Annotated in this window: 12 protein-coding genes and 3 pseudogenes; 2 read left to right on the top strand and 13 right to left on the bottom strand. The window is 66.2% G+C overall.

Features of this window, described 5'->3' with window-relative positions:
- Window positions 1–350: 350 nt before the first annotated feature.
- From V7E45_RS02460 to V7E45_RS02435, 6 genes are all read right to left on the bottom strand, one after another.
- A complete protein-coding gene (locus V7E45_RS02460; protein WP_333772366.1) occupies window positions 351–2,153 on the bottom strand; it encodes a DUF1998 domain-containing protein in 1,803 nt (600 codons plus the stop codon).
- Window positions 2,134–5,310, bottom strand: a complete 3,177-nt coding sequence (locus V7E45_RS02455; protein ID WP_333772365.1) for a helicase-related protein — start codon at window positions 5,308–5,310, stop codon at window positions 2,134–2,136. The genes V7E45_RS02460 and V7E45_RS02455 overlap by 20 nt, the downstream gene beginning before the upstream one ends.
- A complete protein-coding gene (locus V7E45_RS02450; protein ID WP_333772364.1) occupies window positions 5,307–6,824 on the bottom strand; it encodes a nuclease-related domain-containing DEAD/DEAH box helicase in 1,518 nt (505 codons plus the stop codon). Before V7E45_RS02450 ends, V7E45_RS02455 begins: the two co-directional genes overlap by 4 nt.
- Window positions 6,821–11,533 carry a DEAD/DEAH box helicase gene (locus V7E45_RS02445; protein ID WP_333772404.1) on the bottom strand — a complete coding sequence of 1,571 codons (4,713 nt, stop codon included), beginning with the start codon at window positions 11,531–11,533 and terminating at the stop codon, window positions 6,821–6,823. The genes V7E45_RS02450 and V7E45_RS02445 overlap by 4 nt, the downstream gene beginning before the upstream one ends.
- 1,396 nt (window positions 11,534–12,929) lie before the next feature.
- Window positions 12,930–13,577: a DUF6308 family protein gene (locus tag V7E45_RS02440; RefSeq protein WP_333772363.1), complete on the bottom strand. Its 648-nt coding sequence runs from the start codon at window positions 13,575–13,577 to the stop codon at window positions 12,930–12,932.
- Window positions 13,574–14,557: a hypothetical protein gene (locus V7E45_RS02435; protein ID WP_333772362.1), complete on the bottom strand. Its 984-nt coding sequence runs from the start codon at window positions 14,555–14,557 to the stop codon at window positions 13,574–13,576. The genes V7E45_RS02440 and V7E45_RS02435 overlap by 4 nt, the downstream gene beginning before the upstream one ends.
- Window positions 14,558–15,529: 972 nt before the next feature.
- On the opposite strand from V7E45_RS02435, the gene V7E45_RS02430 reads away from it, so the two are divergent.
- Window positions 15,530–15,766: a hypothetical protein gene (locus V7E45_RS02430; protein ID WP_333772361.1), complete on the top strand. Its 237-nt coding sequence runs from the start codon at window positions 15,530–15,532 to the stop codon at window positions 15,764–15,766.
- Window positions 15,767–15,904: 138 nt separating this feature from the next.
- On the opposite strand, the pseudogene V7E45_RS02425 reads toward V7E45_RS02430, so the two are convergent.
- The 4 genes and pseudogenes from V7E45_RS02425 to V7E45_RS02410 all read right to left on the bottom strand — a co-directional run.
- Window positions 15,905–16,170: pseudogene (locus V7E45_RS02425) on the bottom strand (tyrosine-type recombinase/integrase); the annotation flags it as partial.
- Window positions 16,171–16,239: 69 nt separating this feature from the next.
- On the bottom strand, window positions 16,240–17,256 hold the full coding sequence (locus tag V7E45_RS02420) for a hypothetical protein (RefSeq protein ID WP_333772360.1): 1,017 nt from the start codon (window positions 17,254–17,256) through the stop codon (window positions 16,240–16,242).
- A gap of 119 nt (window positions 17,257–17,375) precedes the next feature.
- The gene (locus V7E45_RS02415) at window positions 17,376–19,610 is read right to left on the bottom strand and encodes a hypothetical protein (RefSeq protein ID WP_333772359.1); all 2,235 of its coding nucleotides are present in this window, start codon (window positions 19,608–19,610) and stop codon (window positions 17,376–17,378) included.
- Window positions 19,611–19,655: 45 nt separating this feature from the next.
- Window positions 19,656–20,255 carry a hypothetical protein gene (locus tag V7E45_RS02410; RefSeq protein ID WP_333772358.1) on the bottom strand — a complete coding sequence of 200 codons (600 nt, stop codon included), beginning with the start codon at window positions 20,253–20,255 and terminating at the stop codon, window positions 19,656–19,658.
- 401 nt (window positions 20,256–20,656) lie between these two features.
- Between V7E45_RS02410 and V7E45_RS02405 the strand changes: the two genes are divergently transcribed.
- A complete protein-coding gene (locus V7E45_RS02405) occupies window positions 20,657–21,820 on the top strand; it encodes a metallophosphoesterase family protein (protein ID WP_333772357.1) in 1,164 nt (387 codons plus the stop codon).
- A gap of 331 nt (window positions 21,821–22,151) precedes the next feature.
- Here V7E45_RS02405 and V7E45_RS02400 read toward each other — a convergent pair.
- From V7E45_RS02400 to V7E45_RS02390, 3 genes and pseudogenes are all read right to left on the bottom strand, one after another.
- Window positions 22,152–23,120 (bottom strand): annotated as a pseudogene (locus tag V7E45_RS02400) (cytochrome P450); the annotation flags it as partial.
- A 285-nt stretch (window positions 23,121–23,405) separates the two neighbouring features.
- Window positions 23,406–24,776, bottom strand: a pseudogene (locus tag V7E45_RS02395) (NAD(P)/FAD-dependent oxidoreductase); the annotation flags it as partial.
- The gene (locus tag V7E45_RS02390) at window positions 24,773–25,000 is read right to left on the bottom strand and encodes a ferredoxin (protein WP_333772402.1); all 228 of its coding nucleotides are present in this window, start codon (window positions 24,998–25,000) and stop codon (window positions 24,773–24,775) included. The gene V7E45_RS02390 and the pseudogene V7E45_RS02395, both read right to left, overlap by 4 nt.
- Window positions 25,001–25,355 lie beyond the last annotated feature (355 nt).

Raw genomic sequence — 25,355 nt, 5'->3', positions numbered from 1 at the left:
CCGGATCGCGTCGCTTGGTTTTGCCACAGACAGCTCCCGAGGCCGTTCCGTCATCGAACCCCATCCTCGGGCTCTGCAGGCCGTGGACCATCTGTGGACTGCTCTCGCTCGGTCTGCCACGTGCAGGGCCGTGAACTGCTGCATAACCTGGGCATCAAAGGCCCTCCGGAACTGTCGCAGCAGCGCTGCGCAGTAGATCGAACCCGTCGACGGGCGAAAACCATAGGGTCTGCCGCGGGCATGCTGATCAGCGCCTCAAGGTCCGGAGCGACGGTTACAGATCCCGCCCGGCAGTGACCGAGGATGGCTGCTCTGCGGCCCCAAGCATGCGCTACGAGGCCGCAGGTAGGTCACTTGGGCCGTCGGACCTCCGTCAGAACGTCGTCCAGCAGTCCTCTCACGTCGCTTCCGCCCAGGACCAGCTGTCGATCCAGTAGCCGGTTTCCGGTTTCGCAGGAGGTCTCACTCACCAGGGAACACCCGTGGCAGGCCGAGAGATTCAGCTGTGAGGCTCCCTGACGGTCGCTTTCGATGCAGACCGGGTCGTTGGAACAGAAGTCCGCGTCGTCCAGAGCTGCCACCAGGAGTGGGATCAACTTCTTTGGATCCCCGAGCCTGACGAGACCACCGAGAGTCCCCTGGGCGTCCCCTGCCGCGGTATAGATCAGGATCCCGGCGGTCTTGTCCGTGCGGTCGGAGTTCGCATAGATCCTTTCCTGCAGCGAGGCAGACGCGTAGCCGCTGGCGAACGCCAGTCGCCGGATGAGCAGGTGCGCCAGCGTGTGCAGGGCGATGTACCTGGGTTCCGGCACGTCGAGGCGGCCGGCCCAAGGAGAGTCGCCCCTTCGCGTCTTGAGGATGCCGGCGCGTGCCTGCACCTCCGGCTGTGCCTCCCATGCGGCGAGCTTCTCCTCGTCGAACCGCAGGAAGATTCCTTCCCCGAACAGTTCGATCGCCGGGTAGGTGGGCCGATAAGACTTGTCAGCCCCTAGATCGGCGTTGATCAGCTTCGCTTCCGCGTCGTGGCGTCGGAACCCCCGCAGGGCACGGACCTCCCGTACCCGGCGTACCTGTCCGATGCCGCTGATCTTGGCGAGGAGGCTCTGCGGTCCCGCGAGCCCTTCGAGGCTTCTCCCGTCGACGACGAAGTCGCTTCCCGTGCGGTCGCGTCCTTGGCCGAGTTTCTTCAGGAACGCCGCCCACTCACCGTCCTTCAGGTCTAGCAGCAGCTCACTCGCGGGGTTTTCCTCCCCTGCCGCGACGCCGAGGACGGTTTCCGCCGTCACTCCGATATCGTCGGCGATCAGCTGCGCCAGCACTTCCGACTGGGGCCCGCCGTTGTCGGTCACGACTTTCCCGAAGAGCATGTGACCACGGATCTTGTCGGCCGTCTCCGCGGACTGCGGGCGTTCCTCCGGGATGTCGAGAGCCGAGATTCTCTCGGCCATGTAGTTGCCCGTGGCACCGCGCTGCACCGCAACCAGCTCGTACGGGCAGGGCTTCTTGACGGAGGCCTCCGGCTCCCAGGGCTGCCGTCCCGCGCAACGGATCCCGTCGCGGTGCAGGGCCCCCTTCGTCACGAGTTCAGCGAGACTGCGCTCATTCCCGCACCCGTGGCACTTCACCACCAGGGCCGCGAGGCCTTCGCCACGAGTGGCCAGCTTGCGGAACCTGAGTGCCTTGTAGTCACGGCAGAAGCAGACCGCTTCGTTCAGGCTCGCCGCGCGCCCACGATGTGCCCACTGGAACCAGTTGATGTCCTGGATGTGGCTGCCTTTTTCGCAGACGGCGACATATCGCATCGGTACGAGCGCGCCGCCGCAGTCGCAGGTGTTGCTCCACTTGCCTTTTTTCCTACCGGTCAGCTTCGAGAGCTTGTCGCAGCGCTCGCAGAACCGCCAAGCGGGAAAGCGCCAGTACGGCAGCGCAGGGGTTTCTTTTGCGGCCCGGTCCGCGTGCGCCGGTGGTTGTCTCAGGACACCGGCACCGAGGCGGGCCATCAGACGCTCACAGCTGATCTCATGGGCGAACTTCTTGTCCCACCAGGACGTGTCCGGCGCCATGAGCGACTCGCCTCGCACGTCGACGATCGCTCCCACACCGAACGGTGAGATCGTCTCGGAGAGGCGCAGGTCATGCCTGATCTTCTCCATGGTGCACCTCCTCCTGCGGTTCCTGGACCTCGACCGCCACGTTGGGCTCCACGGACCTCATCGAGTCGGCGACGAGCCACCCTTCGCCGGGCTGGCCGAACTTCTTCAACAAAGCTGCTGCCTGGTCTTTCTTCGTCCGCTGGTAGTACAGAGGCTCGCCTGACTCCCGTGCCTGGCCTGCCCGTCGGTCCCAGTCCCTCAGGAGGTTCCATACGGCGGAGCGTGTTTCCGGGGCTTCGAGGCCGTCGGCGCGCGTCACGTATACGAGGAACCGTTCGACGAGTCGATCGACCGCTTCGTGGATCCTGTCGTCCTTGAGGTCGAACCGACCCGCCGCTTCGTTCGGGGCGAGAGCAGTGAACGACTGCCGCAGCAGTGCCACGAGCGCGCCGGCGAGCGATCGCTCGCGCGAGGCCAGCGACCACGGTGTGACGCTGGTGGGCTCCACGCTCCGGTAGAGGGCCTCGTGGTAGCCACGGAAGGTCTCGAAGTGCGACCGATCACGGGCCCTTCCCGACCGGAACAGCGTGACGACGACGCCCTTCGTGTCTCCACGTCCGACACGGCTCGTGGCCTGGATGTACTCGGCCGTGGTCTTCGGCTGCCCCACCATGAGCATCAGCGCGAGCCGTGGGATGTCGATGCCCACGGAGAGCATGTTCGACGAGAGGACCACGTCTACGGCCTCCGGCGACTCGTCGGCCCTGACCCTGAGCGCGCGGAGATCGTTCGGCAGTTCCTCGGCTCCGCGACGGCTCGTCAGTTCCAGAACCGCTCTGACGCGCCGCAGGGGGAAGCCGAGCCTTTCGGCTCGGGGTTCCAGACGACCGTTGACGTCGTCGACGACCAGCGTCCCAGTACGTCCGAGCTCACGAAGACTGTTGTGGTACATGACCAGCGTCCAGTACGCGTCGCGTGACGCGGCGGACGGGGCGCGGGCGGCGAGCGCCTCCGGCATCTCCACCATGGGGGTGACGGCTGCGATGACGGCCGACGGCTGCGAGACCGACTGTGGCATCAGGCCGATGTAGAGACGTCCTTCTCCGCTTTCCACCGGGCGGGAGAAGAAGGTCCGGTCGTCGTCGAGTCCCGATGGCGGGTACAGGGCGACCTCACGCCCGTACAGTCCCTCGACCTGTTCCTCGGACGCGCGGATGGTGGCCGTCGAGGCCACGATTTTGGGACTGGAGTTCGATCGGCTCAGCAAGAGCTGGATCATCGCGTCGAAGACGGCGACGGTGGTTCCGAGCGGCCCCGAGAGCAGGTGCAGCTCGTCCTGGATGATCATGGATGGTTGCCTGAAGGTGGTCCCGAGACCGAGCAGCCTGCCCGCTTCCGGCTTGAACTGCAGACGTGCGAACTTGTCGACGGTGGCCAGGAGGATCGTGGGCGGTTCCTTGTACAGCACCTCGTCGACGACAGCGAGCGGAAGCTCGCTGGCGAAGTCGCACGACGCGTCGACACAGTGGAGCACGACGTCCACACCGTCCAAGCGCATGCCGTAGTCCTCTGGCTTGTCGCTCCTGAGCCTCGGCACCAGGGGCGTCAGACACCATGGGCAACTCTCGACCTGGAACTCGTTCGCCTCTTCCGGGCGCGCGGCCTTCTGAAGCCGCTTGAGTGCTTCACGTGCGTCTACTCGCGTGCCGGGGGTGACGTCGTTGCCCACCCACAGACCGATCGAGAACGGCGCCATGCCCTTCGCCCGGTCGTCCGTGGCCCGCAGCCGCTCCATCGCGCAGACCAGTGCCGCGGCCCGTTGGAACTGTTGAGAGGTCAGCAGCCTCAGGGTGTAGCGCGTGATGACGGCGGTTCCCCCGCCGGCCGTGCCGTGAGCGAGCCGTCGGCGGAACACCTCGATCGCGGCGAGACCCAGGTATGCCTCGGTCTTGCCGCCACCGGTCGGGAACCAGATGAGGTCGACGAGGTCCCGATCCTTGTGCCCCTCATCCACGCTGGAGGCCAGCGACACGAGCAGGAAACCGAGCTGGAAGGGTCGCCACCGCGGCTCCGGCACCTGCTCCTCCGGCTTCCCGCGGTTGATGGACGCCTGCCGCATCTGAAGACGCATGGCGGCCATGCCAAGTGAGAAGGCCGTTCGAAGGTCCTCTCCTCCCGGCGCCCGGAGGAGGTCTATGCCTTCCCTCATCCTGTCGACGGCGTCCTGCGAACGCCCGGCGATGCGGACGGCCACGGCCCTGTCGTCGCTGAAAGCCTCCGCCCGTTCCATCTGGCGGGAGGCCCAGCCGGCGAACGCCTCGAGGAAGGCGTCCAACGACCGAAGGACCGCATCGGGATCCTTGTCGATCTGCTGGAGGTGCCCAAGCTTCAAGGCCTCGGCCTCGGCCGTCCCTTCGTCGAACCCCGTGGTCTCGACGGCGGGCACCACGAAGGCCGGCACGGGCTCGAGGAAGACCTTGGCACAACGGCCCTCCGCGAACTCCCAGTCCGCGGCCATTCCGTGCCCGACCGCGTAAACCTTCCGGTTTCGATAGCGCAGGCGCAGCTCGGCGGCTTCCGGGTCGGTGTCGATCGAGCGCGTCGTGTCGTACTCCCGGATCTCCGCCCCGGCGGAGGGAGCGGCAGCCAGGTGGACCTGGAACAGCGTCCGAGGGATGTCGTGTCGGTCGTCGCCTGTTGATTCGGTCAGGACCCGTACGTGGACGGTGACCAACGAGTCGCCCTGGAAGTCGCGCCACCGCGACCCGATCTCGACCGAGACTCCACCCACGGAAAGGCGCTCGGGCCCCTTGTCCCGTCGGAGGTCGAGGCCGTCGACGGAGAACGGGGTACGCCGCCACCTGGGCGGCCCGTCTCCCTCGACAGCGGCGTACGTACCGCACGAGAAGTCGACGTCGACGGAGTCGCCGTCGGTGACGAAGGAGAGCGCGACGGATGAGGGCTTCCAGTCCTCGGCCAGAGGGACACCGGCCCCGCTCTCCTCGACATCACCATCGGGGATATCCGCCGATACCTCTTCGTCCGTGTTCTCGTCGCCGTGAGAGCCTCGTGCCTCGGCTTCGACAGGGAACAGCATGCCGACGGCGTACTGCCGGTGAGGCAGGTTCGCCGTGACCTCCTCGTCTCCGGCCTCGGGCCCCACGTAGGAGGCTCGGAGGTGGTGAAGGGCCTCCTTCTGGGCTGCTGTGAGGTTCACTTCCCAACCTGCTTTCGAAGAAGATCCTGGAGCCGCTTCTTGTCCTGCTTGGACGCGACCACGTGGAGCGTGACCCGCGCCCGTGTGACGGCCACGTAGAAAGCGGCGAGTCCCCGGTCGTTGTACTCCTGGGGCAGGTCGCAGACGATGACGTGCTCTGCCTCCAGCCCCTTGGCGTAGCGGGGGTTGGTCACAAGGAATCCGGCCTCGCTCCTGCGCGGCTCGGCATCCTCGGACACACTGATGATCCAGATGTCCTGTCGGCGGGCCCCGTTCGCGACGAGGTCGCGAGCCACGGTCTCGGCCGCGGAGACGCCGGCCGTCCCGTCGGACCACCGCCATTCCACTCGGTCGCCATGGACGATGCCCGGGTCCCCGACGTCGGCGCCGAGGTACTCCTGCACGACGTGGACGATCGCACGGGTGTTGCGCACGTTCCGGTCCAGGTCGTACTGGAGCGCCTCCTGCTGGACCAACTCGCAGACCTCCGGGTCGAACTCGCCGTCGACGCGTGCCTGGTTGTTGGGGTCGAGGAACATCCTCCACCGGCCACCTTCTCGACCCCCACGGATCACGGCGTCCAAGGCATCCATGCCTCCGGCGTTCATGAGGTCCTGTGCCTCGTCGACGAAGACGACGTCGTACTGCTTGTCACCGGACAGGTCCGCGAACGGAAGGAGATCGATCTCTCTGCCCTCGATCCGCGGGCCGAAGAAGTCGACCAGGGCGGGCGAGTGAAAGGTGATGAGCACCGACTTCCCTTCGCCCGCCTCCTGCTTCGCGCCCTCCGCCAGCACCAGGGACTTCCCGGTGCCCGCGCCACCGAAGACGAGCATCCTCGGGTTCCGGGAGAGCGCGGCCAAGACCCTGGCCTGCCCCTCGGTCGCTCGATTCTGCTCCTCCAGCACGGCACCCCGCTGCGCGTCGATGACGGGCATCCTGGTGAACTCACCGAAGAGGCGCGCCCGGAGCGTCTCGGACCGGGCGACTCTGATTCCGTGGGGAGCGGTCCTCGCTTCGGCGGCGACCTTCTCGAAGGCTTCGGTCAGTGCGGCAATGCTCATCTGCTCCTTGGCCCACCAATGGCTCCCCTTCCATTCGACGGCTGCCGGAGGCGCGTCGATGTCGGGGGTGAGGGCAACGGCCTCGGTCGCGAACCAACCGACGCCTTCCTCCTGGAGGATGTCGCGCAGCGCGTACATCGCCGACTGCGCCTGGTCCATCGGCGACTCGCGCAACTTCTTCCAGTCACCGTGGCGGTCGATGGAGTACCAGACACCGTCGTACTTCCTGACGCCCCCGCCCTTGACCTCAACGATGATGACTACGCCGTTCCAGAGCACGACGAAGTCCGCTTCACCCTGCTGCTTGACCGCGTGGCTCCGCAGCTTCACGGAGTGGAAGGCGACTGCGTCGGAGGGGCCGTCGATCGCTCGCAGCAGCCGGGCCACCCGCCGTTCGGCGTTGCTGGTGGTGGTCGTCTCGATGTCGGCGAGATCCGGTATGACGATCACGATCCCTGCTTTCGCCAGAGGCCCTCGTAGGCACGGAATCCGAGGAAGTCGTTGACCGCGCCGAAGTTGTCGGCGACGTCCACGATGAGGCACTCCTCCTTGCCGCCGTTCTCAGGACCACGCAGACCGCGGCCGGCCATCTGGATGTAGGCGCTGGGACTGAACGTGGGCCTCGCGATGTACAGCGCCCGGACGCCGGGCGCGTCGAATCCCTGGATCAGCAGGTCGCAGTTGGCCAGAACCCTGATCTCGTTCCTCTTGAACCTCTCGATGACGTCACGGCGCGTCTGCCGTCCGGTCTGGCCGCTGACCGCCTCGGCCGCGACCTTCCGGTAACGCAGTGTCGCGGCGAGGACCTGGGCGGACAGGACGTTCGGCGTGAACACGAGGATCGGCCATTCCGGATCCCGCTTCAGGATGTCGTCCACGAGGATCTTCATGCGGGCCTGGTCCCGGCCGATGCGGTCGAGGACCTGGGGTTCGAGTTTGCGCAGGGACCGCACCTGTGCGAGTTCATCCGGCTCCAGCCGGACCTTCACGCCGTCCAGCACTTCGTGTCGGACCCTGGCGAGGACACCTCTCTTCGACAGCTCCGGGTAGGCGTTGCCGTCGAAGGCGCTCATCTTGTGGTGACCGAAGCGGGCCGCCAGTTCCTTCGTCGGCTCGGTGACATCGCCGCTGCCCTTGAACGGCGTCGCCGAGATGCCCACCAGAGGCCGTTCCCAGCTACGCCCGTCGACTCCGAGCCACCTGAGGATCTTCGTGTACATCTTCGACCCGCCGGCCCGGTGCGCCTCGTCGATGAACACCGCGGAGGCCCTGCTCAGCCACTCGTACTCAGGAGTGTCGGCCACCCGGTCGAGCTTGGCGTCGGTGGCCACGACCACACTGAACTCGGTGTCGGGTTCGTGGACGACATTAGTGTTCCAGAGCCGGCCGATCGTCAACGGACGCTCGTCCCCGAGCCAACGCCAGACGGTGCCGAACGTCTGCACCGCCTGCTCGCAGAGCTCCTCCGACTGCGCGATCCAGAGCACGGTTCCGCTCATCTCGCCGTCCACGAACAGCCGCAGCACGGTTTCGGTGGCCACCCGGGTCTTCCCGGCTCCCGTCGGGAGCTCCACCATGCCCTTGAGCGCACGACCGTCCCGTCCCCGGGACGTCAGGACCTTCTGCAGTTCCTCCCTGATTTTCTCTTGGAAGTCGTGCAATGGCTTGAGCTTCACGGCACCGGGCACGACGAACTCATCGTCCTGGTGTCGGGTGCGACGCCCGGCGTACTTGGCGCCGAACCCCATCTTCCGAAGCCAGGCGACGGTCGATGCTCCCCCCGCCCATGTCGTGGGGACGTCCGTGTACCCCTCGGCGCTGAACTCCTCCGCGAGAAGCTTGATCGAGTCGCTGCCATAGACGGTCAGGAACAGCTCGGCGACGGACGTGGAGCCGTTCACCAGACCCTGGCCCTTGAGTGCCTGCCAGAGTCCCTTCGGCAGGTTCTCCTTCAGCGTGTCGTCACCGAAGTAGATCGCCAGCCGTTCCGCGTCACTCGACGCGGCCCGGGCGTCCTGCCGTTGCGTCTCGAGATGTTGGTCGACCCGTGCCTGGAGGATGTCGCTCAGCTCGGCGTTCGACAGGCGCAGGTCGAATGCCTCGTTGACGATCTGTAGGACACGCTGTTCGTCCAGGTCCGCTTGAACCACGAGGGTCAGTCCTTGGAGGTGCCATTCGAGCGACTGGTCCTCGACACCATCTTCCGTGGTCGCGCGCTTCGTGATCTGGACGGCCTTCGCCACGGTCGCGTTCATGACCTTGTCCTCGACGAACGTCGAACGCAGTCCGGTGTACAGGTCGAGGACGCGCTCCTCGACCTGCCGACCGTCGACCAGCAGCGAGAAGGTGAAGCTGTCCTCGAATCGACGGCACCCGACTATTTCGACGAACTGCTCTGCCTCATCCTGATCAACTTTGAGGTACGGCTTTTGCTTGGAAGTGAGGAACACGCGTTCCTCCTCGGTCGTCGCCAAATACACCGCATCGGGCCGCCTCGTCTCGATGATGCGTCCCACCCGGGCAGGGATCAGTACCGGATGCCCGCCCGGGTAAGCCAACCTACTTGCGGTGAGGACGAATCCCGTCAGCGCCGGATTGCTGATGGGTGAGGTGACCTCCGTCTGGAGGGCTTCACGCAGTACCTCCGAAGGAACCTCACTCAAATCCTTGGGCAGCGACAGAGCGTCCTCAACGTGGCGCAGTCCTCGGAAGAGAGGCAGTAGGGCCTCATACTCGACGAGCGACGCGGAGACTACACGGTCGGGAGTCCGGTAACCGCGAGCCGACTTGAGCAGGCCGGCTCGGCCAGCCGCCCATCGAACAGGGGAAAGAACCCGGTGGCTGAGCCCCGTGTCGATGTCCGTGCAGAGCCAGTGACCTGCCTGGTCGAGTCTGAGCAGTCCTTCCGTCCACCGCTCGCGCACGAGTTCGGACGCGCCCGCGTCCTCCAACATCAGGAGTACCGAGAATGGACCGGGACCGTCCCCCCTGTCGAACTCCACCTGCTCGACGGGGCGTTCTCCGGGCCCGAGCCTCCGATTCACCTCGTCCAGCACGTACTGGCAGTAGTCATCGAAGTGGACCTCGTCCTCGAGCGAGTACGAGCCGACCGGCTCGGTGATGACGCCTGCGGCGTGTGCGAGCTGGGGAACACACTTCGTCCGGTCCAGAACTCGATCGGGTGCGCTGTCGCCAAGACCGTCGATGTCCAGCACGTACGTCGGTGGAGCCCAACCACCGTCGCGTGTCGGTACCTTGAGAGCACCTGCCTTGTTGCCCGCCACGACCTTCTGTGCCTGTGCCATCGGCACATCGGTGGCAGCGTCCCAGAACTTCGGGAGTTCGTCGTCCTCGGCCTCGGGCGACAGCCTGGCCATCCTGGCCTCGAACATCGAGAGGGGATCGAGATCCCGAAAGCCTCTGTCCCCGAGCTTCTTCTCGACGCCGGGAACAGCCAGGAAGTCCGGATCGACGAAGCACGCTCCTTCGATGTCGACATCCTCCGCACGATGGAGGAAGACCCGGTCACGGTCCTTGATGGACAACATGCCGCCGGTCGTCGGTATGACCTTCGCGGGACCGAAGCCGTTGGGATTGCGCAGCACGAAATAGAGCGCCTTCGCTGCAGAGGCCACATCCGGCCCCTCCGCCCACTCACGCAGCCAAGACAGGACACCTCTCTTGGAGATCTTCTCCAACGCCTTCAAATCATCTCTGGGGCGTGAGTCGGCGAAGGCGGTGGAGACGCTGCACACGTAGAGCGCCCTCAAGCGAGTCACACGCTGCTGACCGTTGGCGTAACAACGCCAGTGCGGCACGGCGTCGTCGGTGTGTGGCGATTTGATCCACTCTTCGTGGTCACGTTCGGACGCCTCACTGACGCCGAAGTCGAGGGGACGGAGCTCTAGCGGCGTGCGTAGCACGCCGGTCGCGTCGGGGATCAGAGCCTTCTCACAGCCGAGCTGCGGAACATGGGCGCAGAGAATCTCGTCGCCGAAGGAATGGGTCTCACGGCCACGCGCCGGCATGTAGTCCAGGTGTGCTGCCGGATCGTCGACGGACGAGACCTTCGGCAGCATGTCCAGGAACATCCCCGAGAGAGTCACGAGGATCTCTCGGTTGTACGTGTTCGAAAGCAGGGTGGTGCGGTCGTCGTTGACGCTCCAGGGGGCGTTGAAAAGGGCGGATGCCGATGTCCTGTCCTGGAGCGGGAAATACGACCAGAACTCGCCCGTCCTCAGTTGTGCGAAGCGTGCCGGCATCGCGACCGTGACCTTCATTCGGTCACGAGACACCGCTTCGCCGACTTCGATCCGAGCCTCAGGACTGGGTGCATGCATTCGGTTGTCGACGTACCACTCTTCGTGGTCACCGTCTGGACGCTCGATCCGAAACCTGCCGTCGCCCAGCTCCCGCGACACATGACTCGTCAAGAAGTTCGCGTCGGCTCCGATTACCCGGAGCCGGATCTCACGCACCGAGTTGACGAAGAGGAGGAACTCGGATCGGAATTCCTCGATCTCCTTCTTGAGATTTTCCAGCCTCGTCGCATGCGGCAATCTGACTATCGTCACCGCCCACTCCGCCAGCTCGGCCAGGATCGCGTCCTTGACGAACTCGGCCTCCGCGTCGATCCGGGTCAGGGTCCTCAGGACCGGGAGTCTCTTGGAGGCGGGCGCGATCGTCGCGATCGCCGCCTTCGCCTTCGACGAGTTGAACTCGAAGGCGACCGATCGGCTGAACACCTGTGGAGTGTCGGTGACCGCGAGCACCGACTTGAAACCGAGCCCGAACCGCCCGATCTCGTCGCCTCGTTTACCACTGAGATGCGCATGGGCGAGCGTGGTGAGGCCGCTTCGGGAGAACGGACGGCCGGCGTTCGCGCAGTACAGTGTCTGGCCGTCAAGGTCGAGGACGATCTCGACCCGCCCCGCTCCCTCCTCGTGTTCGGCAGCCCCCGACATGGCGTCAGCCGCGTTCTGCACGAGTTCCAGAAGCGTGCGGTTCGAGTAGCCCCCGACCCGGATGGACTCCTCCTGGTTGGCGTGCTCCGTGATCAGGTTCGGATTCGCACGATACGAATCAATCGCCCGCCCGAAGAGGGCATCAACCTCGCGAACCAACCCGGCGTCGGGGACCCAATCGGCACGTTTGTTCATCACGACTACACCGCCTCAACTGCTGTCACCACGACGCAGGCTGACTGCCCTGCATCTACGTGGCTCCTGAACTACGATCGCCCTGTTTTTCACTCATGCGTAAATCACACACTGCCGGACCTGCTGCGGACAGTAAGAACAGCCACCCGATCAGGTCGGTTTTTGTGGCCTTGGCGGACGAGCCGTGGTCATCCGGCGTTCGAACGCCCAACTTGCAGCGGGTCGGCGGAGTTAGGGCCCTAACTTTCTCTGCAACCAGCGCATCCCGATGCCAGCGATCGGGGTTGCAGGCTGGCATCGCACATTCGTTGGCGGGATCAGCCGGGCGTATCCCTGCCCCAACGCACCGATGTTCAGGGCGGACCCAGATCTGAAGCCGCTGAGGCACGGCCGACTGCCCTGAAAGCGGAAGCCTTCGACATCGACCCTGGGTGCATCGCGCTGCGGGAGTGGCCCTGCCAGCCCCAGCGGGGTGCAGCCGGGTCTCCTCGTGTGTGACTGCGGGATCAATGAAGCGCCCGAGCCCCCCGCCTGGCCCCCCGCCAGGCGTGCTCAACAACCCTCACAAGTCCCCCTTATTTATGGAGCTTAAGCGTTCAACAAAACGTCACGACAGGGAACCCCTGTTACCGATTCGCAATCTACGTGCGCCATGCGGTGCGCTACGACAGAGACGTCACGCCATCAGGAAGTTTGCCTGCCAGGCAAAATGCCTCACACCCGGAGCCGCCTCGACCGACCCAACCGGCCACCCCAACGGCGACCGCTTCCCAGCGCCACACCTCGGTGGCGCATGAATCGATCTTCACAAATCCACGCGTTTGTGCGCTGTTCAAGCTTTCAGGAACCGCTCAGCAAGCGGAAGCAGTTTTGCCGAATCGGCTCAGACCAGTGGGGCACACCACCAAGGCAGTGCGCCCCTTGTGCGCCCCCGTTCCCACCCACCGGATCACGGAACGACTCACGGCATGCGGCATAGCGAAGAGCATCGCGCTCGCTGCGGCACGGGGGCAGTCTCCCGGTCGACCTGGGTCCCATAGCGGGCGGCGCGCTCGCCGTGCCAGGACTCGGGACTCAGGACTGTCAGCGGCTGGTCGCGGTCAGGTTGGGCTGCGCAATCAGCGCATCCGGCTTCGCGCCTCCTCCTGCGCAGTACGGAGGACGCGGTACAGAGGGAGTCAATCCTCTGCGGCGTCTAGCAACCACCCGCATAGCTTGACCGAACAGCACCCTGCCGGTCGCCAGTGGTGCGGGTGCTCCCTGCGGCTTGGTCCGAGGGAGGACGCGCCCGTCGCAGTCCTCCAGGAAGATCTCTGCATCTTTCAGGCACGCTATCCGATTGTGTAGGCGGTGTCTGTCGGGGCTGCCATAGCGTCGGGCCGCACAGAAGCGCCTCTCAGCTGAGCTGCTCGTCCCTGCCATGGAGCCATGCAGCTGTGTCGAGGACCCTAAGCACACCGATGTCCTCACCGATGCCTGCCAGGCCGCGGACGTCTTCGAGATGGGCTACCAACATGCGGTCGTCAGCGCGAAGTGCGCGGCGCACGTCAGACCAAAAGCTCAAGTCAGTTGGGGGGCGCTCGAAGACCTTCTTGATCACCGAATCGTAGACAGGCAGCAAGCGAGGGCGCTTGCGAGCAAGTAGTTTCCCAGCGCCGACCGAGCCTATGCCGTCGACATCGCGCAGGCTCTGCCACAGGTTCCACGCTGGACTGTCCTTGGCGACGTGCCGATCCTCCGCTGCCGCGAGCTCGAGGTCCACGGGAATCTGTGAGAGTAGACGGCTGTAAGGGTTGCGACCCGTCTGCTCTAGCACGTGGAGGACTGCCCGTACTGGCACGTCGACACTCAACGTGGCAACGGCAATGAAGTCCGCCGGCGTGAAGTGGTTCGCCACCTCCGGCTGGTCTCCGCCGCCTAACAACCGCTCGAACCGCGCACCGGTATAGGCAGGCGCACCGTTGGGGAGGACCGCCCAGTAACGACGCAGCAGGCCAGCAACGTGGTGCCGATCCCACAGGACCGGCGGGATCTTTAGCGTCATCGGGTCTCCTGGCGCTGTGCCGCTGCATGGATTCGCGGCCGCACCGCCCTCCTACTCAACAGGGTCACCAAGGCGGTGGCGGTTGTCAGCGCGGCCTCGGCCGCCTCCTGGGACACGGGAACCTCCCGCGGACCACCCGCGTGCCGGTCACTGTGCCCTTCCCACAGGTCCGTGAGCATGGTGACCACTCCGCCGGTGTTGCCCGGCTTCCCGGACTTGTCCGTCAGCACGTATTCGTACTTCGCGTCAGCGTCCCGGAGGTGATCCCGGACCTTGCCGAGCGTTGGCAGCTGGTCCCGTGGCAGGAACATTGGACAAGCAACAGCCTCAACCGCGCGGATCAAGGCAACGTAGGCACCGCTTGGGTCGGTGTGCACCGCCATCAGCTTGTTGCGCGCCCGCTCGAGGTACTGCCGAGCCGCAAGGTAGCCGCTGCTCTCAGCGGCATTCGCTGCCACGTCCAGCGCCTCGCTAAGACCCGCCTCCATCCTCCGCTGGAGGCCACGCTGATCCGGTGTTACTTCGTATACCGACCGTGACTCAACCAGCAAGCGGTTCAGCGGCTCGACAATGCGCTTGGTCCGTCTGACACTGCCGCTGAACCAGGTAACAAACGGCGACTTCTCCGGGGCTGGCGGTTCGGTGCACAGCAAGAAGAGCAAGTCGTCAACGACATCCCACAGGACTTCCCGCTCCGTTCCCCGGGCCAGGAAGAGCACGTATGGGTCAGGAGGCAGCGGCACCACTGGCGCTAGGACGGCACGAGTGCTCTCCGTCCTCGTTGCCTGCTCCGCCTCCCAGCGCCGGTTGAGCCGTGCCTGCTCCACCTCGCGCTTTCGCAGCTGGCGTTCGTACCTGTCCCAATCCGCCTGCGGTAGGACGAGATCCAACCGCACCATCACGTGGTGTGCCTCGTCGGGATCGAGTGCCGCCGTCTCCTGGATCCAAGCGCGGAGCGCAGGTTCGAGGGACGCTGGCATGCCCTCCATGAGAGCAGGCACAGGAGCCGTGCCCATGCGAACGGACAGGCGGTGACGGCTGGTTGATCTCATAGGCCGACGATAACGCCCTGAAGGCACACGCCACCTTCCCAATTTCCACACACAGAGGCCCTGGACACGAAGCGGGCCGCAGGCCGACGGAAGAGGACACAGTTCGACCACTTCTTGGCGGACTGTGGACCATACGTGGACAAGGACGGCTAGTGAGGAGCCACACAACCGTCTGACTAGGAGTAATGGGCGATTCGCAGGGGCCCTCCGGAGCCGTGTGCGCAGGTTCGAATCCTGCCGGGGGCACTCGCCAGATCACCTAGCAAATTTACTAGCTGACCAGGGCGGATGCCGACAGAAGAGGGCGGGAGTCAGTCTCACTGACTCCCGCCCTCTCTTGTTGTCTCTCGCTATCCGCGCAGCATCTGCGATGCACGCGACACACCTCCGACACGCACACGCGCTCCTCACGAGCAGGGCACCCGCACCCCTGACGACGTCGGGGGGCTCTGCGGAAGCATGTGGACATGCCCAAACCAAAGAGCTTCACAGCGTGGTTGATGACCTAAACCGATCACAACAGCGGCATCGGCGACCTCGCCGGCGATGTCGCTAATAATCCCGACTGGCCTTCACGGAAGGGGTGGTCGGGCAGCACGCCTACCTCGAAGAGTGCGGCGCCATCCCAGCCGCCATCGAGATGTTCGAAGACGCCTGGGTTCGATACGAGGCGTACCGGGCGGCGCTAGGCGATGCCTGAGCCGATAGCGCGGGCCAACAGGGCTTTTGGACACTCGCTGCACCTCTAGCGCTAGCTAGGGCCTGTCCGACGGGTCGCGTCACCGACCCCGCACCCGACAGCAATGTCACCCGAACGGCCTAACATGACGTGTCGCCCAAATGGATGAACATCAAGCTGAGTGGTGTCCCAACCGAGGCAATCCATGAAAGGCGAACCAAATGCACATTCGACGAATCCTCGCCGCCGTCATCGCCACGGCAGCCCTCGCCGGACTCGGCCTCACAGGCGCCGCCACCGCCACCGCCACAACCGCCACCGCCACAACCGCCACCCCCGCCAGCCTCACCCCGGGTGAGTGCGAGCAGGGCGGCGGAACGGTCGATCGGTCGAACACGTCCGCGGCCGGGCTCCCGACCTGCAAGGGCGGCAAGTTCAACGGGCAGGATGTCGACTAAACCCCACTAGGCGCCTCGCAGCCACGCGCTGCGGGGCGCTCCCACGCGGGCGTAGCCGGGAGAGCCGCAGGTACGTGCCGACCCATAAGGGCGGTCCGAATCTCCTGGACCGCCCTCGCAGCGCGATGACACGGAGCGCTATGCAGCGTCTCCGTCCTCTTCCAATGCCTTTGTGATCTTCGCGTTGGCGGCTTCCTCGTGGCCGTCGATGCAGCCGTGATAGCGCCGGTGGATCACCTCGGGAGCGCATACTCCCGCGCCTCCTCCCACACCCGCCAGTAGGTGGAAGAGCCGACCACTCCCCCACGTTCGTTTCCGAACACGCGGCCTTCCTTGGCCGCGCCAAACGCGTCCAGGTGAGCCCGAAGGATCGCCACCAGGACGGGCGGGACGGGGACCGGTCGGGCTGCAGCCCGCCGCCGCTGCCATCAGGGCAGTGCACAACAGGGCTGTGACCGTCCGCCCGGATTTCTTCATGCCCGGGACATCATCTGCACGGCGGTGCAGCCGCGCTGCGTCGTTTCGTGGTCGGCGAAGGCCTTCAGTGCGAGTTCGGCGAACGACGCGGAGTAGTGCGGGACCGGATAGCTGTCCGTGTCCCTGTCGTACAGGTGGTACAGCACGAACACCGCCGACTGCGCGGACTGAGGGCACGTCGCGGTGGCCCAGGCATAGTCCCGGTCACTGCCGGTGGGGCCGTAGCCCTTCTCAAGGTGGCTGCGCTCGCTCGTGAGGAAGTCCTTGGCGGCGGCACCGTAATAGGCGTACAGGCCGTAGCCGGGCTTCCCGGTCTTCGTCACCAGGTAGCAGTTGGTCTGCGGAGCGTCGGGATCCGCTGGGTACTCCATGACCTCAGGGGTGCCGTTCTGGGCCGCCGCCGTACCCCGCAGCGCGACGCACGAGCCCTCGGCTTGTTGCAGCAGCTTGGCCGTGTCGGGCGCGCCGAGCCGTGCGGTGGACAGGCCGGTGAGCCGCTTGCCGGTCTTCACCTGGCAGCCGTACTTCTCGGCTGCCTTCTGGGCGGTCTCGGTGGTCACCCGGCCGAGTCCGTCCAGAGCCGTACTGTTCGCCGTACCGAGCAGGTCACCGTAGGCAACCAGAGCCTTGCTCTTCCGGTTCACGCAGTCGAGCGCGACCATGACCTGGGAGGTGCCGCTGTCGTACCTGACGACGCCAGACCAGCCATGGCCGAGTGGGGCCGCCTGCGCCTTCACCCCGTTGTAGTCCGCGTTGTACCGGGCGAGGGTCCCGGAGGGGGCCGCCGTACTGCTCCAGCGCAGCTTCAGCTCCAGGGAACTGCCCTGTGGGCCGGATGCCGAGTTGTGGACACTGCAGGCGGCCAGGTAGTCGCTGTCGCCCTCGTCGCCGGCGCTCAGGTGTGACGAGTGCAGAGCCGCCCGGAGCCCGTCCTGGGCCAGGGTGCCGTCACAGGCCCGGTCCAGTGAGCGGTTATCGCTCCCCGGGTCGACGACCCCAGTGCCGTAAAGCACGAGCCCCACAAGCGCCACAGCCAGCAGGCACGCCCCTGCGTACCACCCGGCGTGTATACGTCGGAACCCGGATTTCATCTGCATCGTGCTCATTCTGTCGGGGGACGTTCGGTGCCGTGTCAGCGGTCGGCGCGAAGCGTGCTCAGCGTCCGGTCACGGCCATGCTCGTAGTCGTTCTGACCTGCGTGGACGTAGTACTTCGTCCAGTCGCTGTCGACGGCATGGCCGCGGCTGTCCGCCCATGCTCTGACCAGCTTCTCGACATCGTGCTGGCCGGCGTCGTAGGTCTTCGCGTTCTTCTCGGTCGCCTCGAGGTTCGCCTCGGACACGTGCTCCTTGTTCGACTCGTACGACCACACGTCGAGGGTTCTCTGGCTGAGGTCTCCCACGGGGCTGAGATCACTGACGGGGTTGAACATCAGCGCCGTGCTGAGGGACGTGCCCAGGCCGTGGTTGAAGTCGGCGGCCCACTGCGTCTTCTTAAACCGCTCGTCGTAGATGATGTCCGACCGGATGCCGTCATAGGCGCCCATGGCACGGGACGACTCCACAACTCGATCCCGGATCGTCTTGTCTCCGGCGTCTGCGGGGATCCCGTCCATGACATGGTGTGCGTACTGCTGTTCGGCCCCATAGAGGTGTCCGAACGCCTCCGGGTCGTTGGCGATGCCGCGCATGACGGCAGCGAGGCGCTGGTGCCCCACGGCCATGTGCGAGCCGTCCTTGTCGCTCCAGACGGAACCCTCGCTGTCCCAGTCGATGTCGTACTTCGACGACGACTCCGCGTAGGTCTCGTGCGTGTCGGCCGTGTACGACGTCAGGATGTGGGCCAGCGGCTGGACCAGGTTCTTCGGCAGGTCCTGGGCATGCTTGTCGGTGTACAGCGTATTGATCGTGTGCTGCAGGATGCGTGCCTGCGGCTCGGTGTGCTGACCGATCGGGTGATAGCCGCCCGGCGCCTGGCCGGTCGTCGCGGCCTCCAGGGCCGCGCCGAAGCCCTTGCGGACGTCGCCGTCCTCCGCCAGGACGGGTATGCCCGTCGTCGTACCGCCGGGCGGGGTCGCGAAGTGGTCCACGACGGTGTCCCAGTCCCGCCCGTGGAGCAGGTACTCCAGGTTGTCGTTATGGGCCGGGTCCAGGTACTCGGTGCTGGTCTTGGGATCATGGGACATGATGCCGAGCACGCCGTCGAGCGGGTCGTTGGCGAACCAGCCCCGGTCGTTGCCGCTGAACTTGTCCCGCAGGGCCCAGAAGGACTCGGTCGGGTTGTCCCCCTTGGCCGTGTACGACTCCTCCGCGTGCCGGATGTCGTCCGCGGTGTCCTCCAGGAACTGCCCGTTGTAGCCGTGCCCCCGCTGCATCAGCGTAGCGAGGCTCTGGTAGCCGCGGATCTTCTCGTCCGGGATGGGACTGAGGCCATCGACCTTGAACTGTTCGGTTCCGGCCTTGCGCATGTCCTCGCGGAAGTCCTTGTAGAAGGACGAGTGCGGGTCCTGGGTCGCGGTCGCCAGCGTGGTGGCGAGGCCTTTCTGGATGTCCAGGTACTGGCCGCCGTGCTGTTTGTCGTTGTGGTACGCAAGGCCGTCGAGGCTGTTGGAGAGCTGCAGCGTGCCCTTGGCGCCCAGTTCGTCCAGCAGGGTCTGGCTGAACGCCTTGTCGCCGGAGTTGTCGTGGAAGAGGCGTTGCAGCTCCCGGTAGTCGGCCGCCGTGGCCTTGCCGGAGTTGACGCGCTGCGCGATGTCCTTGCCCTCGTCGGCTTCGTACTTCTCGATGTCGCCCTGAGCCTTACCGTTGAAGTCGGGGACCTTGCCGAGGCCCGTGTCGGGACCCTTCACGACAGCGGCGAAGGCGACCTCGACGCCCTTGTCGGCGTCGTCCAGGTCCTTCACGCACTGGTCGATGCCGGCCTGCCAGGAGGCGACGGCTTTGCGTACGCTCTCCTGGTAGTCGGGATCATGCGCGAGTGCCTGGCGATCTCCCTGACTGAGCCTCCCGGTGTCGTACGAGACCACGCCCTGGTCCGACACCTTCATCCCCTGGGCGATGGCGTCGTCCCGGGCCGACTCGAGCTTCTTGCGCAGGTCCACGAACTGGGTGTGCGCATCGCGCAAAAGTGAGGCGATCGCCTTGGCCTCGGTCTGGGCGTTCTGGAACTCCGTGAGCCTGATTCTGAAGCGCGCGTTGGCGGCCTGCTGGCTCTCGCCTACCCACGTCGGGCGCAGGGTGATGCCGTGCACGTCCCGTCGGTAGGCGGTCTCCTGCTTGTGGAGCTCCTTCGCCATGCCGTCCCAGCGTTCGGCGGCCGTGGTGAGCGTGGACAGGTCTGTCGTCAGGATCTCGTGGTAGGTCGGCATGGGTCCCCGTTAGTCCAGTGGCGTGCGAGACGGCTCGGCTGTCTGTCAGTGCTCTGGTGGCGGTGAGTACGTGTCGAGCACAGACACCTTGCGCACCCCGGCGCCCACTCCGACGTCCGTCCCGCTCATCAATGTGTTGTTGTTCCGGAGGGCCGATTCGTCCCCCGACAACTGGTTCACCAGGTTCTGGACCTGTTCACTCCAGGTCTTGTGCGCCTTGCTCACGGCGCTGGACGTGACCCAGCCATGCCCGTCCTTCGCATCGAACGCCTTCACCACGGCGCTCGTCTCGTCGTCCGCCCAGGCCCCCGCCGTCGTGGTGTGCGGCTCGATCTCGTTGTGGAGCGTGTTCGCCGCGGCCTTCTTCTCGGCGGGAGAGGACGCGAGGTCCGGCTGCCCACCGCCCGTGGAGCCACCACCGCCCAGGTCGGCCGGCATCTGGTTCAACCGCATTCCAACAGGCTGCCCCGTTCCAGCGTGGTGCTCGCCTTGAGTACTTCCTGCCATGGCCCCTGTCCCCATCAGCTCTCTGGCGTACCGCGTCTCATTGGCAACGGCATTGTCACATATGGCAGTTGAACAGCATGGATCGGCATCGTTGCAACGGCCACCGGCCTGCCGGTGGCCCGCCAGAGTGATCGTCATCCTGGAGCGATTGAGGTGGCTGAGGCGGCGCCGAGTTCGTGGCGTTCGACGAGCCGGCCGCTTTCGAACGGGCTCCGGCCTGGACGAGGGCGACAAGGTAGGACGCGTTCACCGTGTGCCGGCGGGCCTGGGCGGATTGACGAGCATTTGCATCGCGGGGGCGGGCCACCGGTGATCTTCTTGACGGCCTCGAGGGGCTTCGTGTCGCAGAGTGTGCGGTTTCGTCGGCGAACAGCAGCTGGGCCTTCTGGGAGCCGAGAAGGTGCCGGAGCCCCGAGGCGCGTCGGAACGAGCACCTGCCACGAACGGAGTTCACCGAACCGTTGGGACGTGTTTGTGTCAACTGACAGATCGGCTGCCTAACGTGCGTTGGCTACTCCCGCCGTGGAAGGACACCGCACATGAGACGCGTCACCAAGCTCTCCTCCGCAACTGTCGGCCTGGCCGTCCTGGCCGTCACCGGCACCGCCGTGGCCGCCGCGAACCAGAGCGACAACGACTGGCCCTACGCCCACCACAGCGCGGCCTCGTACACCCTCGCGGCTGTCGGCGACATCGCCTGCGAGCCCGACGACGCGGAGAACGCCGCCACCCCGGCGTCGCTCAAGTGCGGCAGCCCCACCCTGGGCGGCATGAGCGCCGAGTTCGCCACCGCCAAGCAGGCCACGGGCATGCACCCCGATGCCGTGGCTCTGCTGGGCGACGAGCAGTACCAGGTCGGCAAGCTGAGCGACTTCGAGAAGTCCTTCGAGCAGGCATGGGGCGGCCTGAAGATGCTCGAACGTCCGGCGCCGGGCAACCACGAGTACTACCCGTATACCAAGAAGGGCGACAACGAAGCCGGGCAGAACGGTGCCGGATACTTCGGCTACTTCAACGGCCACGACGAGGCCGGCACGCCGGAGACCCAGGGCCAGGCCGGCGACGACACCGCCGACAAGCAGGGGTGGTACTCCTACAACCTCGGCAACTGGCACATCATCTCGCTCAACGCCGAGTGCAACTCGGACGCGTTCGAACACGACTGCTCCACGACGGACAGCGGCCTCCTCGGCCAGGAGACCCAGTGGCTCTCGAACGACCTGGCCGCCAACAAGCGTCAGTGCACCATCGCGTACTGGCACCAGGCGACCTTCAGTGCCACGACGGCGTCGACCGCCACGGTGCCCGCGTCCGCGCCGGGCGCCGGCGGCGTCGAGGGCGCAGCGACCGACGCTTGGTGGAAGCTCCTGTACCAGCACCACGCCACGCTCATCCTCAACGGTCATGAGCACGCGTACGCCCGGCTGCGCCCGATGGACCCGGCCGGCCAGTACGACCCGGCTCACGGCATCCCGGAGTTCATCGTCGGCTCCGGCGGCGAGGGCCTCGACACCCTCGCCGGCTCGCCCGGCAACTACGACAACCCCAACGTGGTCACCGCCCAGGCCGGCGCCTTCGGCGTCATGAAGCTCACCCTCAAGTCCAACAGCTACAGCTGGGACTACAAGCCCGCCCTGCCCGGCCCCGGCTTCGACTCCACGGCGCTGCAGTACAGCGACTCCGGCAGCGGCACCTGCAACTGAGGCCCCTCCTCCATATCTGAGGCGTGGGCCACGATCGAGATCAGCTCCGCGGCAGCCGTTGAAGCCACGACGTCAAGCATCAACCCAGACAAGACAGCGCTATTCGGTCGCGGGCTGGCGAAGCTCGGCCTGGAAAGGCTGGCCTGAGGGGGGTTCCAAGGCCCAGACGTCTGTGGCTGGGGCGGTCGGCTCCACGGCTCTGTGGAGGGACCGTGGCGCTCAGACGGTGGACGGGATGAAAGCTGAGGAGGGTGGCGAGTTGCTTTCGAATGCCGAGCCGGCCGGCCGGGCCGGCCGCGGCGCGACCTTTCAACTGCCCTCGGCTGCCGTATCAACCGTCACCCTGCTCGATGTCCAGATGGATCGGACCCCGAAGAACGGGGCTGGGCCGGTACGGCGGCGGGTCGGCGACCAGCCTGGGGTGGTCGAGCCGGCGTACCAACTCGGTCAGCGCGATCTGGGTTTCCCGCCGGGCCAGCGGGCCGCCGAAACACAGGTGGATGCCGCTGCCGAATCCCAGGTGCTGGTTGTCATGCCGATCCGGGTCGAAGCGGTCCGGATCGTGGAAGCGCTTCGGATCGCGGCTGCCTGAGGCCAGCATGAGCATGATCTGCGAGCCCCGGGGGATGACGGTGTCGGCGACGGTGACGTCGCTGTACGCCACCCGCCAGGGAATGATGTGCACGGGGGGCTCGTAGCGCAGCAGTTCCTCGACCAGCGGCACGACGAGGTTCGGTTCGTCGCGCAGTCGCTGCAGTAGCCGCGGGTGGCGCAGCAGCGTCAGCATGCCGTTGGTGATGAGGTTGACGGTGGTCTCGTGGCCGGCGATGAGCAGCAGTCTGGCGGTGGCGACGATGTCGGCGTCGGCCATCCGGCCGTCGGGCCCGTCGTCGTTGGCCAGCCGGCCCAACAGGCCGTCGCCCGGCGGGCCGTGGCGCTGTTCCACCAGTTCGCCGAGGCGCTGGCGCAAGTCCTCGCGGGCCTGTACGCCCTTGTCCCGTTTCTCCTTCGGGTCGGTCTCGGGGTTGTAGTCGACCGAGTTCATGATGTCGTGCACCCAGCCGTGGAACCTCGGTTCGTCCTCGCGTGGCACGCCGAGCAACTGACAGGTCACGGTTACGGGGAGCGGGAAGGCGAAATCGTCGACGACGTCGATTTGCTCCTTGCTCGCGAAGTCGTCGATCAGGCTGCCGACGGTGGCGGTCAGGTCGCCTTCCATGCCGGTCACCAGCCCCGGGGTGTGCGGGGGGCCGAAGTGGCGCATCGCCATGCGCCGCAGGCGATCGTGCTCGGGCGGGTCCATGTGGATGAACGACGACGTGGCCCCTCCCTCGACCGGGGGTAGCGGATGCGACAGATTGCGCAGGTCGGAGCTCAGGTGCGGGTCGTTCAGCGTGTCCGCGATCTCACGATAGGTACTGATGACGTAGCTGCCGTCCTCCTGCCGAGCCACCGGCGTCTCGCGCAACTCGGCATACAGCGGGTACGGGTCGGCCCGGGCGGAGTAGTCGAAGATCCGTTGCAGTGTGCCGGGCGTCTCGGTCGTGGTCGTCCGGCCTTCCGCCTGTCGATGCTGGTGCACGGCCGTGACGCGGCGCTCACCCGGGTCATGGCCGGTGACGACCACGGTGGCGCCCTGAGCGAGCAGGGTGGGGCCGGGGAGGTCGACGGGAACCGGTTTCATGTCGGCCGGCCGGTCCGGCGTGGGGCAGGGGGGCGGGAAGGGTGCGGCCGTCTCGATCAACCGTCGGTAGTGGTTCAGCCAATTGGCATTGTTGAAGCTCACGGCGGCCGTGACGCGGCCCCGGTAGCCGTATGCGGTGACGAAGCGGTGGTCGTCCAGCGATCCCTGGGTGACGGCCACCTCGTCGGCGAAGGTCGGCACGCCGACGGACTTGATGTTGAGGCCGAACTGGATCGACCAGAACAACGGGATGGACAGGTGGGGCCGGCGGTCCTCCGGGGCGCTGACCATGTTGTGTGCCGCGACCTCTGCCTGCTCGACGGAGTTGGTCCAATGCTCCATCGAGATGAGCCGGTTTTCGTAGATGGGGTTCGGGCAACGTGCCACGTCTCCCGCGGCGAAGACGTCGTCGGTGACGCGGCCGTTGATGTCGAGGGCGCGGCAGCCCGTGTCGCAGGTGATTCCCCATACGCCCGCCGCCAGTCCCGACTCCCGCAGCCACTCGGTGTTGCGGATGCTCCCGAGTGCCACCACCGCCACATCGGCGTCGACCGTGCTGCCGTCGTCGAAGTGAGCACGGCGAAACCGTCCCTGCGCGTCGCCCTCCAGCCGGGCGACTTTGGCACCGCACCGCAGGTCGACACCGTGAGCGCGCTGCATGTCGGCCGCGACCTCGCCGATCATGGCGCCGAGCGCCCCGACCAGCGGGGCCGGCGCGAGTTCGGCGACGGTGACCGGGATGTCCCGCTCGCGGCAGACGGAGGCGATCTCGGAGCCGGTGAATCCCGCACCGATGACCAGCACGCGGGAGGGCCCGGCGGCGAGGGCTCGCCGCAGGCTTTCGGCATGCTCGCGTGTACGTAGGACGAACACTCCGTCCAGGGCCGCCTCGGACTCGACGAACCACGGCCGGGCCCGTACCCCGGTGGAGATCAGCACCCGGTCGAAGGGAACCTGGCGTCCGTCGGCGAGACGCACGTGGTTCGTCGCGAGGTCCAGCCCGCCGGCGGGCACGCCCCGCAGCCACTCCGCATCGATGTCACGACGGCGGGGCAATGTGGTGCCCCCGGCCGGCACCCACCCTGTCAGTACTTGCTTGGACAGGGGAGGCCGGTCGTAGGGCTCGCCCAGCTCGTCACCGATCATGGTCAACGATCCGGTGAAACCCTCGTCTCGCAGCGCCTCGGCAGCCCGCAGCCCCGCCAGGGAAGCCCCGACGACCACGATGCGGCCATCGCGCCTGAACGCACGCAGGTTGTCGGCACCGGTCACGACGGTGACGCCTCTGCCGGTGCGTGCCGCGCCTCCGGCCGGTCGACCAGGATCGGCTGAACCGGGCAGGCCGCCGCGGCGCGTAGCACTTGGCCGCGCCAGGCGTCGTCCGGGTTCGGGTCGTACATGAGCGCTTCCTCACCGTGCATACGGAACGCCTGCGGAGCCAGGAACGCGCACCGCGCATGCCCCGCACATCGGGAAAGATCAACGCCAACCTTCACCCCGACCTCCACAGGGAGTGGGAGCTGCAAATCCTCAAGTCGGCGCCACTTCGGCCGCGCAAGGATTTCCGGCCGCTGCCCGCCCCCGCGAGGCGCGAGAGGGTGCACCGCGCTCGTCGGGTCACCAAGAAAAAATTGAATACCGCGGCTCAGGCGATCGGCGCCTCACTAGGGTCGTATCCCTGGTGCGGCTGCATTTCGGTTACGCAAGCGGCGCGGTTACGCAAGCGGCGCTTTTTTTGATTGCCGTTCCGACGCAAACATGTGGCACGGTACGCCGGAAAACCGTCACAAAACCAGCGTAACAGCGGCCCCGATACCGGCGAATCCGATGGCCCGGCGTGATCAAATAGGG

This window comes from Streptomyces sp. IBSBF 3136, from assembly GCF_036815105.1.
Classification (GTDB): domain Bacteria; phylum Actinomycetota; class Actinomycetes; order Streptomycetales; family Streptomycetaceae; genus Streptomyces.
Note: the sequence above shows the minus strand (reverse complement) of the source record. Positions and strands in the feature narration are given on the sequence as shown.